Below are 15,217 nucleotides of genomic sequence, written 5' to 3'. Positions count from 1 at the left end.
CCTCCAGGTCCGGCTGCGAGTCCAGCACCAGGGTGAACGCCACCCGCAGCAGCGGCTGGTCGTCCACCAGCAGGACGCGGACGGTCATCGGAGCGCCTCCAGGCGGTCGGGGTCGAGGTCCAGGGTGGCCGCCACCCGCCAGCCACCGCCCGGCAGCGGTCCGGCGGACAGCTCACCACCGTACGCGGCGACCCGCTCGCGCATCCCGGCCAGCCCGTGGCCGCCGCCGGGGCCGGCCGCGGCGGCCGCCGCCCGCCCGTCGTCGCGCACCTCCACCCGCACCGTGCCGGGCCCGCAGGCCACCGCCACGGTGGCCCGGGCGCCGGGCGCGCTGTGCTTGAGGGTGTTGGTGAGCGACTCCTGGACCAGCCGGTAGACGGTCAGCTGGGCACCGGGCGAGATGCCGGCGGGGCTGCCGGTCAGGGTCAGCTCGCAGGGCAGGCCGGCCGCGCGCACCTGGGCGACCAGGCCGTCCAGCGCGCCCAGGCCCGGCTGAGGGTGGCGCAGCGCGTCCGGCTCGTCGGCCCGCAGCACGCCCAGGAAGCGGCGCATGTCCGTGAGTGCCTGCCGGCCGGTCTCGGCGGACTGGCGCATCGCGGCCGTGGCCTTGTCGGGGGCGTGCTCGCTGGCGTAGACCGCGCCGTCGGCCAGCGCCACCATCACCGACAGGTTGTGGGTGACGATGTCGTGCATCTCGCGGGCGATCCGGCTGCGCTCCTGGGCCACGGCGAGTGCGGCCTGCTGGTCGCGCTGGCCCTCCAGCTCCCGGGCCCGCTCGTGCAGCGCGGCCAGCTTGGCCTGCCGGGCTCGGGAGTTGAGCCCGAGCAGGGCGGCCGCCGTGGTGGCGCCGGAGAGGAAGAAGACGACCCGCAGGAAGACCGAGAGCGGGTCCGGTGACAGCAGCGGGGGCGCGTTGGGGGGCGGGGCGTTGACGATCGCGATCAGCAGCACGCCCAGTTCGGCGGCCAGGTAGGCGGCCAGCGTCCAGCGCATCGAGCAGCGGGCGGCCACCGTGTAGAGCGCGATCAGCACGGCGAAGTCGGCCGGGATCGCTTCGAGGTGGCCGAGGGCGATGGCCAGCCACTGGCCGAAGGCGGTCAGCGAGATCACCGCGAAGACGGCCAGCGGGGCCCGTCGGCGCCAGGCCAGCGGGAGCGTCAGGGCCGCCTGAAGCGGCAGCTCCCACCAGTCGGGGCGCACCCGGCTGTGCACCCAGGCGGTCACCGCGAGCAGCAGCACGGCGCCGACCGCGTCCACCGTGGTGGGGTGCCGCTCCCAGAGCCGGACCGCCCGCGGGACGGCCGGGCCGCGCGCCGGGCCGGGCTCCGCCGCGGCGGAGCCCGGCCCGGGCAGCGGGTGGGCGGCGGGCACGGAGGTCATTGCGCCATTGTGCAACGCCGCCTCGGCTGCCGCGCCCACCCGCCGGACCTCAGGCGTCCCGGCGGCGCAGCACCACGGCCGCGCCCGCCAGCGCCAGTGCCACGTAGCCGCAGAGCAGCCCGAAGCCGGCCCAGGGTGCCAGCTCGTGCGCGGCCCGGGTGGTGTGCATCAGTGCGGCGCCGGCGTTGCTGGGCAGGTACGGGATCACGTGGACCTGCCAGTCCGAGGGCAGCGCCTCGCTGAGCAGCGGCAGCACCAGCAGCAGCCCGAAGACCGAGGCGATGCCGCCGGCGGTGTTGCGGATCAGGGTGCCCAGCGCGACCGCCAGCAGCCCGATCGCGGTCAGGTAGAGGCCGGTGCCGAGCACCACCCGGGCCACTCCGGGCGCGCCGAAGGTGGTCTCGATGTGCCTTCCGGACAGGATCGCCTGGCCGAGCAGGAAGGCCACCACGGCCGACAGGGTGGTCACCACCCAGGCGATCGCCCCGAAGACCAGGGCCTTGGACCAGAGCACCGGCAGCCGCTTGGGCACGGCGCTCAGCGAGGCGCGGATCATGCCGGTGGAGTACTCCCCGGTGACCGAGAGCACACCGAGCACGCCGATCGCCATCTGGGCCAGGAAGTAGCCGCGCAGGCTGTGCTCGGCCGGAGTGAAGGCCGCCCGCTCGTCGGCGGGCAGCCGGTCCCAGTGGCTGACCATGGCCCAGCAGAACAGCGCGCCGAAACCGACGGCGAGCGCCGCGGCCACCGCCAGGGTGATCCAGCTGGAGCGCAGCGAGCGGAACTTGATCCACTCGGCGTGCACCACTCGGGGCAGCGTGAGCCGGCCGGTGCCGGACTCCTGGGAGACGAAGACCGCGCTCATGCCACCCGCTCCTTGACCTGCTCGGCCGGGGCCGCCACGGCCCCGTACTCCACCGCGTCCTTGGTCAGTTCCATGAACGCCTCCTCCAGCGAGGCCTGACGGGGTGTCAGCTCGTAGAGGACCACGCCGTGCTCGGCCGCCAGGCGGCCGATCGACGCGCTGTCGGTGCCGGTGACGGTGAGCACCTCGGGCTCCTCCTCGGCAGTCACCTCGCCCCGCCCGGCCACCAGTTCGGCCAGCAGTCCGGTCAGCAGCTCGGCCTGCGGAGTGCGCACCCGCACCCCGCCCTGCGAGGCGCCGGCGGTGAACTCGGCCACCGAGGTGTCCGCGATCAGCCGACCGCGCCCGATCACGATCAGGTGCTCGGCGGTCAGTGCCATCTCGCTCATCAGGTGCGAGGAGACGAGCACCGTGCGCCCCTCGGCAGCCAGGGACTTGAGCAGGTTGCGGATCCACAGGATGCCCTCGGGGTCCAGCCCGTTGACCGGTTCGTCGAGGATCAGCGTGGCCGGGTCGCCGAGCAGCGCGGAGGCGATGCCCAGTCGCTGGCCCATGCCGAGCGAGAACCCGCCGGCCCGCTTGCGGGCCACCTCGCGCAGGCCGACCAGGTCGATCACCCGGTCCACCCGGGAGGTCGGGATGGCGTGCGTGGCGGCCAGCGCCAGCAGGTGGTTGCGGGCGGAGCGGCCGGTGTGCACGGCCCGCGCCTCCAGCATCGCGCCGACCTCGTGCAGCGGGGCGGGGTGCTCGGCGTAGCGGCGGCCGTTCACGGTGGCGCGGCCGGCGCTGGGGGCGTCCAGGCCGAGCAGCATCCGCATGGTGGTGGACTTGCCGGCCCCGTTGGGGCCGAGGAAGCCGGTCACCACCCCGGGGCGGACGGTGAAGCTCAGGTCCGAGACGGCGGTTCTGGTGCCGTAGCGCTTGGTGAGGCCGACGGCTTCGATCATCTGGGGTCCTCGGGCGAGGGAGTGGGCGGGCGGGACGCCCGCCACGCTAGGGGATCGCGGGGGCCGGCTTCGAGCGGCTGAGGTCGCACGCTCGGTGCCCGGTGATGCGACGTGGGATGCAGCCGGGGTACGCCTCAAGGCTGACCCTGATTCGTGGACGGAGGTTTAGCCCCAGCTCAACGCGGGAGTCCCGGTAGTACCAACCTTAACGCTGACTCAAGTGTGGGGAACGGCACTTGACGCCCCCTCTGGTCTAGTCCATTTTAATCCGCAGGTGCAGGGAGCCCCTGAGCCGGCGCCGGCGGCCACAATCGCCGGCGCCGGTCCAGGGGAGCTCTGTCCGCACGCTGCACGACGCCTCCCTGTCATGCCCTGGTCCGTCCGGGTCCCACCCCGGACGGACCGCCGACCCCCGGGCATGCCGGCCCCCACGACCAGGAGTCACGCAACCATGCTCACTCGCTCGTTCGCCGCCGAGCCCAAGGAGACGGGTGGCAAGCGCCGCCGCTCCAAGGGTGCCGCGGTCATCGCCCTGGGCGCCGCCGCCTCGCTGCTGCTCGGTGCCTCGCTGGCACTGACCTCCGGCGGCACCGCCAGCGCGGCCGCCACCAACACCACCGGCGCCCCGGCCACCAGCGGCGGCCTCAAGGTCGCCTACTTCGACCAGTGGGGCGTGTACGCCAACGGGTACTACCCCAAGACCGTCCAGGACACCGGTGTCGCCGGGAAGCTGGACTACCTGATCTACGACTTCGCCAACATCAATCCGACCTCGCTGAAGTGCTTCGAGGCGACCAAGGCGGCCGACACCAACGACGCCAACCCCAACGCGGGTGACGGCGCGGGCGACGCCTTCGCCGACTACGAGAAGTCCTACGGCTCGGACATCAGCGTGGACGGCACCGCGGACGTCTGGAACCAGCCGATCGCCGGCAACTTCAACCAGCTGAAGAAGCTGAAGGCGAAGAACCCCAACCTCAAGGTCCTGCTGTCGATCGGTGGTTGGACGTACTCCAAGTACTTCTCCGACGCGGCCGCCGGTGACGCCTCGCGCAAGGCGCTGGTGTCCTCCTGCATCGACATGTTCATCAAGGGCAACCTCCCCTCGGACGCCGGCTTCGGCGGCCCGGGCTCGGGCGCCGGCGTCTTCGACGGCTTCGACCTGGACTGGGAGTACCCGGGCGGCGGCGGTCACGCCGGCAACCACTCCTCGCCGGCCGACAAGCAGAACTTCACCGCGCTGCTCTCCGAGTTCCGCACCGAGCTGGACGCCCAGGGCAAGGCGGACAACAAGACCTACGCGCTGAGCGCGGCGGTCGGCGCCGGCCAGGACAAGATCCAGAACTACGAGACCGACAAGATCGGCCAGTACCTCACGTTCATGGACGTGATGACGTACGACATGCACGGCGCCTGGGACGCGACCGGCCCGACCAACCACCAGGCCGCGCTGTACTCGGACCCGAACGACCCGATGACCCCGGTCGCGCCGGGCACCTCCAAGTACTCGATCGACGAGGCGGTCAAGGCCTGGACGGTCGGTGACCCGCAGTACGGCATCCCCGGCGGCTTCCCCGCCAAGAAGATCAACATGGGTGTGCCGTTCTACTACCGCGGTTGGACCGGCGTGCCGGCCGGCGGCAACCACGGCCTGTTCCAGAGCGCGACCGGTCCCGCCACCGGTGCGGCCATGTCGGGCAACGTGAACGGCATCCGGATGTTCAAGGAGCTCAACGGCTTCGTGGACAACCCGGCCGACACCTACTGGGACGACACCGCCAAGGCCGCCTGGTTCTACGACGGCACCACCTTCTGGAGCGGTGAGAACACCAAGTCCATCCAGGCCAAGGCCGACTACCTGCACTGCAACGGCCTGGGCGGCTCGTTCGCCTTCTCGCTCTACGACCTGGGCACCCAGACCAGCCTGTTCGACACCATGGTGAACGCCACCAACGGCTCGGCCGCCAGCTGCCCGGCCGCGCCGACCTCCAGCTCCCCGGTGACCACGCCGCCGGTGTCCACCCCGCCGGCCACCACGCCGCCGGTGACGACTCCGCCGGCCACCACCCCGCCGGTGACCACCCCGCCGGTCTCGACCCCGCCGGCCGGCAGCTGCACCGCGCCGAGCTGGAGCGCCTCGGCCGTGTACGCCACCGCCGGCACCAAGGTCTCCTGGAAGGGCCACAACTACACCAACAAGTGGTGGACCACCAACGAGGACCCGTCGCTGAGCGGCCAGTGGGGCGTCTGGACCGACAACGGTCCCTGCTGACGCACTGCCAGAAATGCCACCGTGCCCCCGGAGTGGCCACACTCCGGGGGCACGGCCCATGCCGGCGCAGCGTCAGGACTGCTCGGACATCTCCGGCTTGATCACCCAGAAGACACCGCCCTGCGGGTCGGCCAGCGCGGCCATCCGCCCCGCCGGGGTGTCCATGGCCGGCACCACCAGCGCGCCGCCGGCCCGCACCGCCGCGTCCACCGTGCTGTCCACGCCGTCGACGGCGAAGTAGACCGCCCAGTGCGGCGGGGTGCCCTCGGGGTGGTTCTCCAGGCTCTGCGCGCCGCCGACCGGCTTGCCCGCCACGTTCGCGGTCAGGTAGCCGTCCGCGCCCTCCATCGGGGTCAGCTCGATGTCCAGCGCCGCCCGGTAGAACTCGGTGGCGGTCTTGAGGTCGTTGGTGTTGAGCTCGTTCCAGATCAGCGCGCCCGCCTCGTTGACCACCTGGGCGCCGAAGAAGTCCAGTGGCTGCCAGACGCCGAAGACCGCGCCGGCCGGGTCCTTGGCCACCAGCATCCGGCCGGTGGTGCCCACGTCCATCACCGGGAAGAGCAGCTCGCCGCCGGCCTGGGTGATCCGTACCGCGGTCGCGTCCGCGTCGTTGGTGGCCAGGTAGCTGGTCCAGACGGTGGGCGGGGGCGGGTTGTCGCCCATCGCCATCGCCGGGCCGATGCCGGCCACCGGCTTGTCGTTCAGGGTGAGCACCGCGTAGCCGCCGAACTCCTCGGGGCCCTTCTCGCCCTGCCAGCCGAACAGGTCGCGGTAGAAGTCGATGGCGGCCTGCTGGTCGGGTGCCATCAGGTCGACCCAGCAGGGGGTGCCGGGGGTGTACGGGTTGCTGACCACGGGCATGGGTGTTGCCTCCAGGAGCGGGAGTGGTCCGGACCGACGCGTGTGTCGTGGTCCCTCAGCACTCACCCTGCCGCCGCCCGACCCCGGCCGCCACTCAACGACACGCCAACTCCGCGAGGCGGTCCGATGGCCGACGCACGGCGGCCCGGCACCCGCCCGGGCAGGTCAGGAGTGCTCCTCCTCGAGCCGGGTGAGCATCCGGCCCAGCAGCCCGGTGAGCACGGTGCGCTCGGCGGGGACGATGTCGTGCAGCAGCTCCTCCTCGAAGACCGCGGCCATCCGCATCGACTCCAGCCACTTGTCCCGGCCCACCTCGGTGAGCTCGATGATCACCCGGACCCGGTTGGCCTCGTCCCGGTCCCGGGTGACCAGGCCCTCGGCCACCATCCGGTCGATCCGGTGGGTCATCGCGGCCGGGGTGAGCCCCAGCCGCTTGGCAAGCTCGCCCGGGCCCAGCTGGTACGGGCTGCCGGCCACCACCAGCGCCTTGAGCACCTCCCACTCGGCGCTGGTGATCCCGAGCACAGTCAGCTGGCGCGAGTAGGCCACCCCCATCCGCCTGGCGACCCGCGAGAGCGAGGAGACGATGGTCTCCACCTGCGGGTCCACGGTGGGGAACTCCCGCTGGTAGATGGCCACTTGCTCGGCGATGGCCAGTTCGCCGGCGTCCTGCGCGGCCGGCTTGGGTGCACTCATGGGCCCAGTGTCCCACGATCTACCCCCTCACTTAAGGCTTTGACGGAATATTGTTTCGAGCCTTAGAGTTTAGGCCTTAAGTCTTACGGTCTGAACCTTGAAGGGGTGTCTCCCGATGAAGCAGCAGAAGTACGAAGCGGGCGGCGCCCTGCGCCGGGTCCAGCTCGGCAACGTGCTCAGCGCCTTCGGCAGCGGCTTCACGCTGCCGTACATGTTCGTGTACGTGGACCAGGTGCGCGGGCTCGGCTCGCTCGCCGCCGGGATGGTCTTCACCGTGTTCGCGCTGGCCGCGCTGGTGGTGCTGCCGTTCGCCGGGCGCGGGATCGACCGGTTCGGGCCGCGTCCGGTGCTGCTGGCCGGCTGTGCGCTGGCCGCCACCGGCGCCTTCGCCTTCGGTCAGGCGAGCGGGACGGCCGGGCTGCTGGTCGCCTCCTTCCTGTTCGGCGGCGGGGTGACCACCTGCCAGCCGGCGCTGGCCACCATGATCGTGCGCTGCTCCACCGCCAGGACCCGCTCGCACGCCTTCGCGCTCCAGTTCACCCTGATCAACCTGGGCATGGGCATCGGCGCCCTGGTCGGCGGCCAGATCGTCAACGTGGACGACCCGGCCAGCCTGACCCGGCTGTTCACCATCGAGGCGCTCACCTTCCTGGGGCTGGCGGCCGTCACCGGGACCGCGAGGATCCCCGCTCCGGCGCCGGTCCTGGTGGGCGACGGCCCGGCGCCCACCGCGCTGCGCGCGCTGCGGGCGGACAAGGCGATGCTGCGGTTGTGCCTGCTGGCCGGGCTGATCTTCTTCACCTGCTACGGCCAGTTCGAGTCCGGCGTCGCGGCCTTCGCCACCGACACGGTCAGGACCGCGCCGTCCACCCTGGGCCTGGCGATCGGCGCCAACGCGGTGACCATCGTGGTGCTCCAGATGATCATGGTGCGGGTCACCGCCAGGCGCCGCCGCAGCACCGCGATGGCGGCCACCGGCGTGCTCTGGCTGGGCGCCTGGGCGATGGCGCTGCTGGCCGGGCTGATCCGGGAGGAGACGGCCGCCGCCACGGTGGCGATCGTCGCGATCTACGTGCTGTTCGGCGCGGGCGAGTCGATGCTGGCCCCGACCCTGGGCCCGATCGTCGCCGACCTGGCGCCCAGCCGGCTGCTGGGCACCTACAACTCGGCCTTCGCGCTGGTCAAGCAGACCGCGATCGCGGTCGGCCCGGCGGTGGGCGTGCTGCTGGTCGGCTCCGGCACCTGGCCGCTGTACCTGGCCGTGATGACCGGCTGCACGCTGCTGATCATCGTGCTGGCGCTGCGGCTGCGCGGGCACCTCACCCCGGCCCAGGACAACGCGGCCGAGCGGGTGAGCCCGCGCCCCGCGCCGCTCCGCGAGCTGCAGACGGCGGCGTGAGAGGGTGACCGGGGAGATCGCCGGGACCACGGCTCGGCGGTGATCGACGAGTCGACGGTGGGGCGATGGCAGACACGGCAGTCATCGAGCGGCCGGTCGGCGGGGCACACGCGGCCCCACCGACCGGCCGCTCGCCGTTCGTTGCGCGGCTGGCCGACCGGGTGCCCTGGCTGCTCCGGTCGGCGGGCTGGGTCGGACCGATCGCGGTGGCGCTGTTCGCCGGAGTGCTGCGGTTGTGGAACCTCGGCCACCCCAACGCCTTCGTCTTCGACGAGACCTACTACCCCAAGGACGCCTGGTCGCTGCTCCAACAGGGCTACGAGGGCAGCTGGCCGAACAACGCCAACGAGCAGCTCCTGGCCGTCCCGCAGACGATCCCGCTGGGCAGCTCGCCGGCCTTCGTGGCGCACCCGCCGCTGGGCAAGTGGGTGATCGCGCTCGGCGAGGCGGTCTACGGGCTGCACCCGTTCGGCTGGCGGGTCGTGGTCGCGCTGCTCGGCACCCTCACGGTGCTGATGCTGGCCCGGATCGGGCGGCGGCTGTTCGGCTCCACCCTGCTCGGCTGCACCGCCGCGCTGCTGATGTCGGTGGACGGCCTGCAGCTGGTGATGAGCCGCACCGGGCTGCTGGACGGCGTGCTGATGTTCTTCGTGCTGGCCGCCTTCGGCTGCCTGCTGCTGGACCGCGACCGCACCCGGGCCCGGCTGCTCGCCGACGGCGTGGACGGCGGCTCGGTGCGGCTGGGGCTGCGCCCGTGGCGGCTGGCGGCCGGGCTGATGCTGGGCGCGGCCTGCTCGGTGAAGTGGAACGGTGCGCAGATCCTGGCCGCCTTCGGCCTGCTCACCGTGCTCTGGGACCAGGCCGGCCGCCGCCGGGCCGGCGCCCGGCACCCGTGGCGGGCGATGCTGCGCCACGACGCGGTGCCCGCCTTCGCCTCGATGGTGGTGGTCGGCGCCGCCACCTACGTGGCCTCCTGGTCCGGCTGGTTCGCCACCTCGGGCGGCTACGACCGGCAGTGGGGCGAGGGGCGCTCCGGCTTCGGGCCGGCCGCCTGGCGTGGCTGGTGGCACTACCAGTCGGAGATGTGGCACTTCAACACCACGCTGACCAGCCCGCACACCTACCAGTCCAACCCGTGGAGCTGGCTGGTCCAGGGCCGTCCGGTGTCGATGTACTGGCAGCCCGTCAGCACCGGGCAGCAGGGCTGCACCGCGCCCGGCGGCTGCACCACCCAGATCCTGGCGCTGGGCACCCCGCTGCTCTGGTGGACCGCCTGCTTCGCGCTGGCCTACCTGCTGTGGGCCTGGTTCTTCCGCCGGGACTGGCGCTCGGGCGCGGTGCTCTGTGCGGTGGCGGCGGTCTACCTGCCCTGGTTCGGGTTCCAGCAGCGCACCATCTTCTCGTTCTACATGGTGGTGCTGGTGCCCTTCCTCTGTCTGGCGGTGGCCCAGATGCTCGGCGCGGTGCTCGGTCCGCCCGGCTGCTCGGTGCGGCGGCGGGCCTGGGGCGGGGTCGCGGCCGGGTCCGTCGTGCTGGCGGTCATGGGCTGCTTCCTGTACTTCCTGCCGCTCTACACCGCGCAGGTGATCCCGATGACGGACTGGCAGGACCACATGTGGTTCACCAGTTGGATCTGACCGCGGGCCCGCCGGCCGCTGCCGTCGGGGGCAACCAGCTGCTGCCGGTCACCCCCGCGCTCGGGGTGGCCATGGCCGTGCTGCTGGCCGCCGGGGTGGCGGTGGCCGGCTGGGGGCGGCTCGGGCACGGGCGGGACGTGCTGCGCGCGGGGATCCGGGCGGTGGTGCAGCTGGCCGCGGTCTCCTTCGTGATCACCTGGGTGGTGCACTCGCTCTGGTTCACCGCGCTCTTCGTGCTGGTGATGTTCTCGGTCGCGGTGCGCACCGCCGGACGGCGGATGACGGACGCCCCCGGCTGGTCCTGGACCTGGGCGGCGGCACCGATCGGCGCCGGAGTCGCACCGGTGCTCGCGCTGCTGCTGGTCAGTCGGCTGCTGCCCTGGCAGGGCCTGTCCATCGTGCCGGTGGCCGGGATCCTGATCGGCGGTGCGCTGACCGCCACCTCGCTGGCCGGGCGCCGGGCACTGGACGAGCTGGCGCAGCGGCACGGCGAGGTGGAGGCGGCGCTGGCGCTGGGCTTCGAGGACCGCGACGCGCGGCTGGAGATCTGCCGGACCGCCGCGGCCACCTCGCTGGTCCCGGCGCTGGACCAGACCCGCACGGTGGGCCTGGTCACGCTGCCGGGCGCGTTCGTCGGGATGCTGCTGGGCGGGGCCTCGCCGGTGGCGGCGGGGGCGGTGCAGCTGTTCGTGCTGGTCGCGCTGCTGGCGGTGGAGGCGGTGGCGATCGTGGTGGTGCTCGAACTGGTGGCGCGGGGCCTGGTACGACGTCCGGTACAGTGGAGGAGTTGAAGGGGAGTAGCCCTCCACCGGACCGTCGACATACTGGCCGCTCAGCGATGAGGGGCCCGGCGCCCGGGACACGGACCACCGTGTTGGCGAGACCTTCGGCCGCAGTGCTGTGACCAGACCAGTGCTGCCGGGCCGAGGTCTCTTTCGCTCCTCGGGACTGGCCGGGCAGCCGCAACCGAGGGATCCTCAGTTCCAATGAGCCTGACCGTCTTCGCCGTGACCTTCGGCATCATCTTCCTGGCCGAGTTGCCCGACAAGACCGCGCTCGCCGCCCTGATGCTGGGCACCAAGTACCGGGCCTCCTACGTGTTCGCCGGCGTCGCGGCCGCGATGGCCGTGCAGGTCGGCCTCGCACTGGTGGCCGGCAGCCTGCTGGCGCTGCTGCCGCACCGCTGGGTGGAGGGGGTGACCGGGCTGCTCTTCCTGGCCGGCGCGGTGATGCTGCTGCTGCACAAGCACGAGGAGGAGCCGCACGAGTCGAAGAAGCCGGCCTCCACCGGGTTCTGGAAGGTGGCCGGGGCCAGCTTCCTGGTGGTGGCGGTGGCCGAGTTCGGCGACCTGACCCAGATCATGACCGCCAACCTGGCCGCCCAGTACGCCGATCCGCTCGCCGTGGGGCTGGGCGCCTGGCTGGCCCTGTGCGCGGTCGGCGGGCTGGCGATCCTGGGGGGTCAGAAGCTGCTCAAGCACGTCCCGATGAAGGTGATCATCCGGATCGCCGCGGCGGCGATGCTGGTGCTGGCGGGCGTGAGCATCGTGGGGGCGATCACGGGGTGATGCGGGGTCAGCAGGTCTTGCCGCCCTCCAGGGCGGTGCGGGTCTGCGCGTCGTAGATCCCGTACCCCTGCGTCGGCCAGATGCCGTTCCAGTTCTGGAACAGGCTGACCTCGGACCTGGTCTTCCCGTCGTAGGTGCCGCTGCGGGCGTTGCCGCAGCCGGCTGCGGCCAACCGCTGCTGGAGGTCGGAGACGGCGGGGCCGCTCATGCCGGGCTGCAGGACCTGGGCGGCCGTCGGGCTGGGTGACTGACTCGGAGTCGGGCTGCTGCTCGGGGAGGGCTTGGGCGCCTGGGTGGTCGGCGGGGCAGCCGTGGTGGGGGCCGCGGTCGGCGACGCGGCCTTGCTCCTGGGGGCTACGGTCGGCCTGGCCGGGCTGGGGGCGGCGGTGCTGGCCGGGGCGGTGGCCGAGGGGGCGGCGGTGCTGCTCGGCTGGGCGCTCGGGCTCGGCTCCTGGACGCCGGTGGGCAGCACCGGCAGCGCCTGGTGGTTGTCGCCGGAACCGGGGGCCAGGGCGAAGGCCAGGCCCACGCCGAGGACCACCGCGCCCGCACCGGCCGTGGCGATCAGGCCGGTGCGGCGCCCTCTGGCCCGGCGGTCCGCGCCTCTGGAGCCGGCCGGCTCAGCGGTGGCGAGCGGGAACAGGCCCAGCTCGCGCGGGGCGGCCGAGGGCGGGGCCGGCGGGAGCAGGGCGGTGGTCTCGGCCGGGGGCGCCACGGGCACCGACGGTGCGTGGGGCGGCATCGAGGGCCTCGGCGGCACGGGCGGCAGCTGACCGGCCGTCGGCTGCTGCGGCACCACCGGGGGCTGCTGCGGCGGCAGGACGGTGGTGGCGAACGGGTCGCCGAGCGGCGCCGAGGGCGCGTACGGGCGCACCAGCGGCGGGCCCTCGAAGTGCGGCAGGACGGCGGTCTCGGTCAGGTCGGGATCCGGACCGGGGCCTGGCTGGTCGAATCCCGGCATGGGACCGGTCCTCCTGGAACGTCGGTGCGTCGAACGCGCCCGATTATGCAGCAGTCCCCTGGGGATCGACAGGCCCGCCCGGCTTACTAATGGCCCAACTGTCCATCACATAGTGGGACAAATCTGACACGATGAGGACCAGACACCGGACGGCGCATCACCTGGAGGCCCGCGATGGCGGAACCGGCGACCGAGACCGAACCGCTCCGCCCGCAGCAGCCGCCGGTCCACAATCTCTGGGTGCCGATCAGCGCGCTGCTGCTGGCGCTGCTGCTGGCCGCCCTCGACCAGACCATCGTCTCCACCGCGCTGCCCACCATCGTCAGTGACCTGGGCGGACTGGAGCACCTGTCCTGGGTGGTGACGGCCTATCTGCTGGCCTCCACGGCCGCCACCCCGCTGTGGGGCAAGCTCGGCGACATGTACGGCCGCAAGCGGTTCTTCCAGGCCTCCATCGTGATCTTCCTGGTCGGCTCCGCGCTCTGCGGGCTGTCGCAGAACATGGGCGAGCTGATCGGGTTCCGCGCGCTGCAGGGCCTGGGCGGCGGCGGCCTGATCGTGCTGACCCAGGCGATCGTCGGCGACCTGGTGCCGCCGCGCGACCGGGGCAAGTACCAGGGCCTGTTCGGTGCGGTCTTCGGCGCCACCAGCGTGCTCGGCCCGCTGCTCGGCGGCTTCTTCGTCGACCAGCTCTCCTGGCGCTGGGTGTTCTACATCAACCTGCCGATCGGCGCGGTGGCGCTGGTGGCGATCGCCGTGGTGCTGCACAGCGTCGAGGTCAAGCGCGATCACCGGATCGACTACCCCGGCATCGTGCTGATCGCCTCGGTGGCCACCTGCTTCGTGCTGATGACCTCGCTGGGCGGGGTGACCTACGGCTGGGGCTCCTGGCAGATCATCGGCCTGGGCGTGCTCGGGGTGGTGCTGCTGGCAGCCTTCGTCCTGGTCGAGCGGCGGGCCGAGGAGGCGGTGCTGCCGCCGCGGCTGTTCCGGTCCCGGACCTTCAGCCTGGTCGCCGTGATCTCCTTCGTGGTCGGCTTCGCGATGTTCGGCGCGCTCACCTACCTGCCGACCTTCCTGCAGGTGGTGCAGGGCGTCTCGCCCACCATGTCCGGGGTGCACATGCTGCCGATGGTGCTGGGCATGCTGGTCACCTCGATCGGCTCGGGCCAGGTGGTCGCCCGCACCGGCCGCTACCGGGTCTTCCCGATCGCCGGCACCGCGGTGGTGACGGTTGGCCTGGTGCTGCTCTCCCGGCTCACCGAGTCCACCTCCACCACCGTGATGAGCCTGTACTTCCTGGTCTTCGGCCTCGGGCTGGGCCTGGTGCTGCAGGTGCTGGTGCTGATCGTGCAGAACTCGGTCGGCTACCAGGACCTCGGGGTGGCCACCGCCTCCGCCACCTTCTTCCGCTCGATCGGCGCCTCCTTCGGGGTGTCGATCTTCGGGACCGTCTTCACCACCGGACTGAAGCACAGGCTGGCGGACGCGCTGCACGGGGTGCAGCTGCCGAGCGGGTTCAGCGCGGGCACCATCCTCGCCGACCCGCGGGTGGTGCAGCAGCTGCCGCCGTCCGTGGCCCACGGGGTGCTGCACGCGTACGCGAGCTCCATCGCGCAGGTCTTCCTGTACGCGGCGCCGGTGGCGGCGGTGGCCTTCGTGCTGGCGCTGTTCGTCCAGGAGCAGCCGCTGCGGGCCTCGGTGACCGCGCCCGACCTGTCCGAGTCGATCGGGATGAACCCGGTGGAGCGCAGTTCGGTGGACGAGATCGCCCGGGCGCTGACCGTGCTCAGCAGCCGGGAGGCACGGCGCGACCTGTACCGGCGGATCACCGCCGAGGCCGGCCTGGACCTGCAACCGGCCGCCAGTTGGCTGCTGCTGCAGATGCACCGGCAGGGCTCGGTGGAGCCGGCCGAACTGGCGGAGCGCGGGATCGTGCCGCCCGCTGTGGTGGAGGCCGCCGCGCGTGAGGTGGAGGGCCGCGGGCTGGCGCTGCGCAACGGGCTGCCGCTGCGGCTCACCGAGCCGGGCGAGCAGGTGGCGCTGCGGCTGGTGGCGGCCCGGCGCAGCCAGCTGGCGTCGCTGCTGGGGGACTGGGACGAGAAGCAGTTCGCGGACCTGGCCGCCCTGCTCACCCGGCTCACCGACAGCCTCTGCGGCGACCCGCACGAGCGCCCGGACCCCACCCCGGCGGCCCATGTGCCGCACGGCGAGGGGCGGTCCTTCTAGGGCGTGTCCTCCGGATCGCGCCGGGCCATCGCCGCCGGGGCGTGAAGCGGGTCAGACGGTGAACGGCACGGGGTGGATCTCGTCGGCGAGGTGCCCGGCGCGCTCGTGCACCCGCTGCACCGCCTCCATCGAGGGCCCCTCGGACAGGCAGTAGACGGTGCCCGAGTCCGGGTCCGCCCAGGCCTGCTTGAAGTGGACGTTCTCCTCCTTCTCGATCGCCAGGTCGGCCTGGTGCGCTGCGGTCAGCTGGTCGGCCGTGATCCCGGTCATCCCGCGGTGGACGTCCATGAAGGTGGCCATGGCAGTGGCACCTCCGCTCGCTCGCCGGTCCGGCCCCGTTCGCCGGACCGTGGTCCTTCCAGACTGCGCCCGCCCCGCCCCGGACGCGAGCTCCTCGAGTGA

At 72.6% G+C, this 15,217-nt stretch carries 13 protein-coding genes; 6 read left to right on the top strand and 7 right to left on the bottom strand.

All coding sequences use genetic code 11. From position 1 onward, the window contains the following. Window positions 1-84: 84 nt before the first annotated feature. From C7C46_RS19410 to C7C46_RS19400, 3 genes are read right to left on the bottom strand one after another with little or no spacing between them, the layout of a single operon-like run. Window positions 85-1,380, bottom strand: a complete 1,296-nt coding sequence (locus C7C46_RS19410) for a sensor histidine kinase (RefSeq protein ID WP_110671129.1) — start codon at window positions 1,378-1,380, stop codon at window positions 85-87. Between the two features lie 49 nt (window positions 1,381-1,429). Then, window positions 1,430-2,245, bottom strand: a complete 816-nt coding sequence (locus C7C46_RS19405; RefSeq protein ID WP_110671128.1) for an ABC transporter permease — start codon at window positions 2,243-2,245, stop codon at window positions 1,430-1,432. Beyond that, on the bottom strand, window positions 2,242-3,192 hold the full coding sequence (locus C7C46_RS19400; protein ID WP_110671127.1) for an ATP-binding cassette domain-containing protein: 951 nt from the start codon (window positions 3,190-3,192) through the stop codon (window positions 2,242-2,244). The genes C7C46_RS19405 and C7C46_RS19400 overlap by 4 nt, the downstream gene beginning before the upstream one ends. Window positions 3,193-3,643: 451 nt before the next feature. Between C7C46_RS19400 and C7C46_RS19395 the strand changes: the two genes are divergently transcribed. Next, window positions 3,644-5,464 carry a glycosyl hydrolase family 18 protein gene (locus C7C46_RS19395; RefSeq protein ID WP_110671126.1) on the top strand — a complete coding sequence of 607 codons (1,821 nt, stop codon included), beginning with the start codon at window positions 3,644-3,646 and terminating at the stop codon, window positions 5,462-5,464. Window positions 5,465-5,536: 72 nt separating this feature from the next. Here the strand turns inward: C7C46_RS19395 and C7C46_RS19390 are convergent, their stop codons facing one another. Together C7C46_RS19390 and C7C46_RS19385 are read right to left on the bottom strand one after the other, a co-directional pair. Then, on the bottom strand, window positions 5,537-6,325 hold the full coding sequence (locus C7C46_RS19390) for a VOC family protein (protein ID WP_110671125.1): 789 nt from the start codon (window positions 6,323-6,325) through the stop codon (window positions 5,537-5,539). Window positions 6,326-6,490: 165 nt separating this feature from the next. Further along, window positions 6,491-7,021, bottom strand: coding sequence for a MarR family winged helix-turn-helix transcriptional regulator (locus tag C7C46_RS19385; protein ID WP_110671124.1), 531 nt, complete (start codon window positions 7,019-7,021; stop codon window positions 6,491-6,493). Window positions 7,022-7,136: 115 nt separating this feature from the next. Here C7C46_RS19385 and C7C46_RS19380 point away from each other — a divergent pair, with 115 nt between their 5' ends. The 4 genes from C7C46_RS19380 to C7C46_RS19365 all read left to right on the top strand — a co-directional run bounded on the left by C7C46_RS19380 (window position 7,137) and on the right by C7C46_RS19365 (window position 11,625). Next, entirely contained in the window at window positions 7,137-8,420 is a 1,284-nt protein-coding gene (locus C7C46_RS19380) for an MFS transporter (RefSeq protein WP_110671123.1), read from the top strand. A 65-nt stretch (window positions 8,421-8,485) separates the two neighbouring features. Next, complete coding sequence (locus tag C7C46_RS19375; RefSeq protein WP_110671122.1) at window positions 8,486-10,057, top strand: dolichyl-phosphate-mannose--protein mannosyltransferase; 1,572 nt, start codon at window positions 8,486-8,488, stop codon at window positions 10,055-10,057. Between the two features lie 71 nt (window positions 10,058-10,128). Continuing rightward, complete coding sequence (locus tag C7C46_RS19370; RefSeq protein WP_110671137.1) at window positions 10,129-10,848, top strand: ABC transporter permease; 720 nt, start codon at window positions 10,129-10,131, stop codon at window positions 10,846-10,848. Window positions 10,849-11,043: 195 nt separating this feature from the next. Further along, on the top strand, window positions 11,044-11,625 hold the full coding sequence (locus tag C7C46_RS19365) for a TMEM165/GDT1 family protein (RefSeq protein WP_110671121.1): 582 nt from the start codon (window positions 11,044-11,046) through the stop codon (window positions 11,623-11,625). Between the two features lie 7 nt (window positions 11,626-11,632). Here the strand turns inward: C7C46_RS19365 and C7C46_RS19360 are convergent, their stop codons facing one another. Next, window positions 11,633-12,586: a peptidoglycan-binding domain-containing protein gene (locus C7C46_RS19360; protein WP_110671120.1), complete on the bottom strand. Its 954-nt coding sequence runs from the start codon at window positions 12,584-12,586 to the stop codon at window positions 11,633-11,635. 174 nt (window positions 12,587-12,760) lie between these two features. Here C7C46_RS19360 and C7C46_RS19355 point away from each other — a divergent pair, with 174 nt between their 5' ends. Beyond that, window positions 12,761-14,815: an MFS transporter gene (locus tag C7C46_RS19355; protein ID WP_110671119.1), complete on the top strand. Its 2,055-nt coding sequence runs from the start codon at window positions 12,761-12,763 to the stop codon at window positions 14,813-14,815. A 51-nt stretch (window positions 14,816-14,866) separates the two neighbouring features. Here C7C46_RS19355 and C7C46_RS19350 read toward each other — a convergent pair whose 3' ends face one another. Continuing rightward, window positions 14,867-15,115, bottom strand: coding sequence for an SCO4226 family nickel-binding protein (locus tag C7C46_RS19350; RefSeq protein ID WP_110671118.1), 249 nt, complete (start codon window positions 15,113-15,115; stop codon window positions 14,867-14,869). Window positions 15,116-15,217: the final 102 nt, after the last annotated feature.

The organism is Streptomyces tateyamensis (genome assembly GCF_003205575.1).
GTDB lineage: Bacteria > Actinomycetota > Actinomycetes > Streptomycetales > Streptomycetaceae > Kitasatospora > Kitasatospora tateyamensis.
This window is presented reverse-complemented; position numbering and strand designations above follow the sequence as displayed.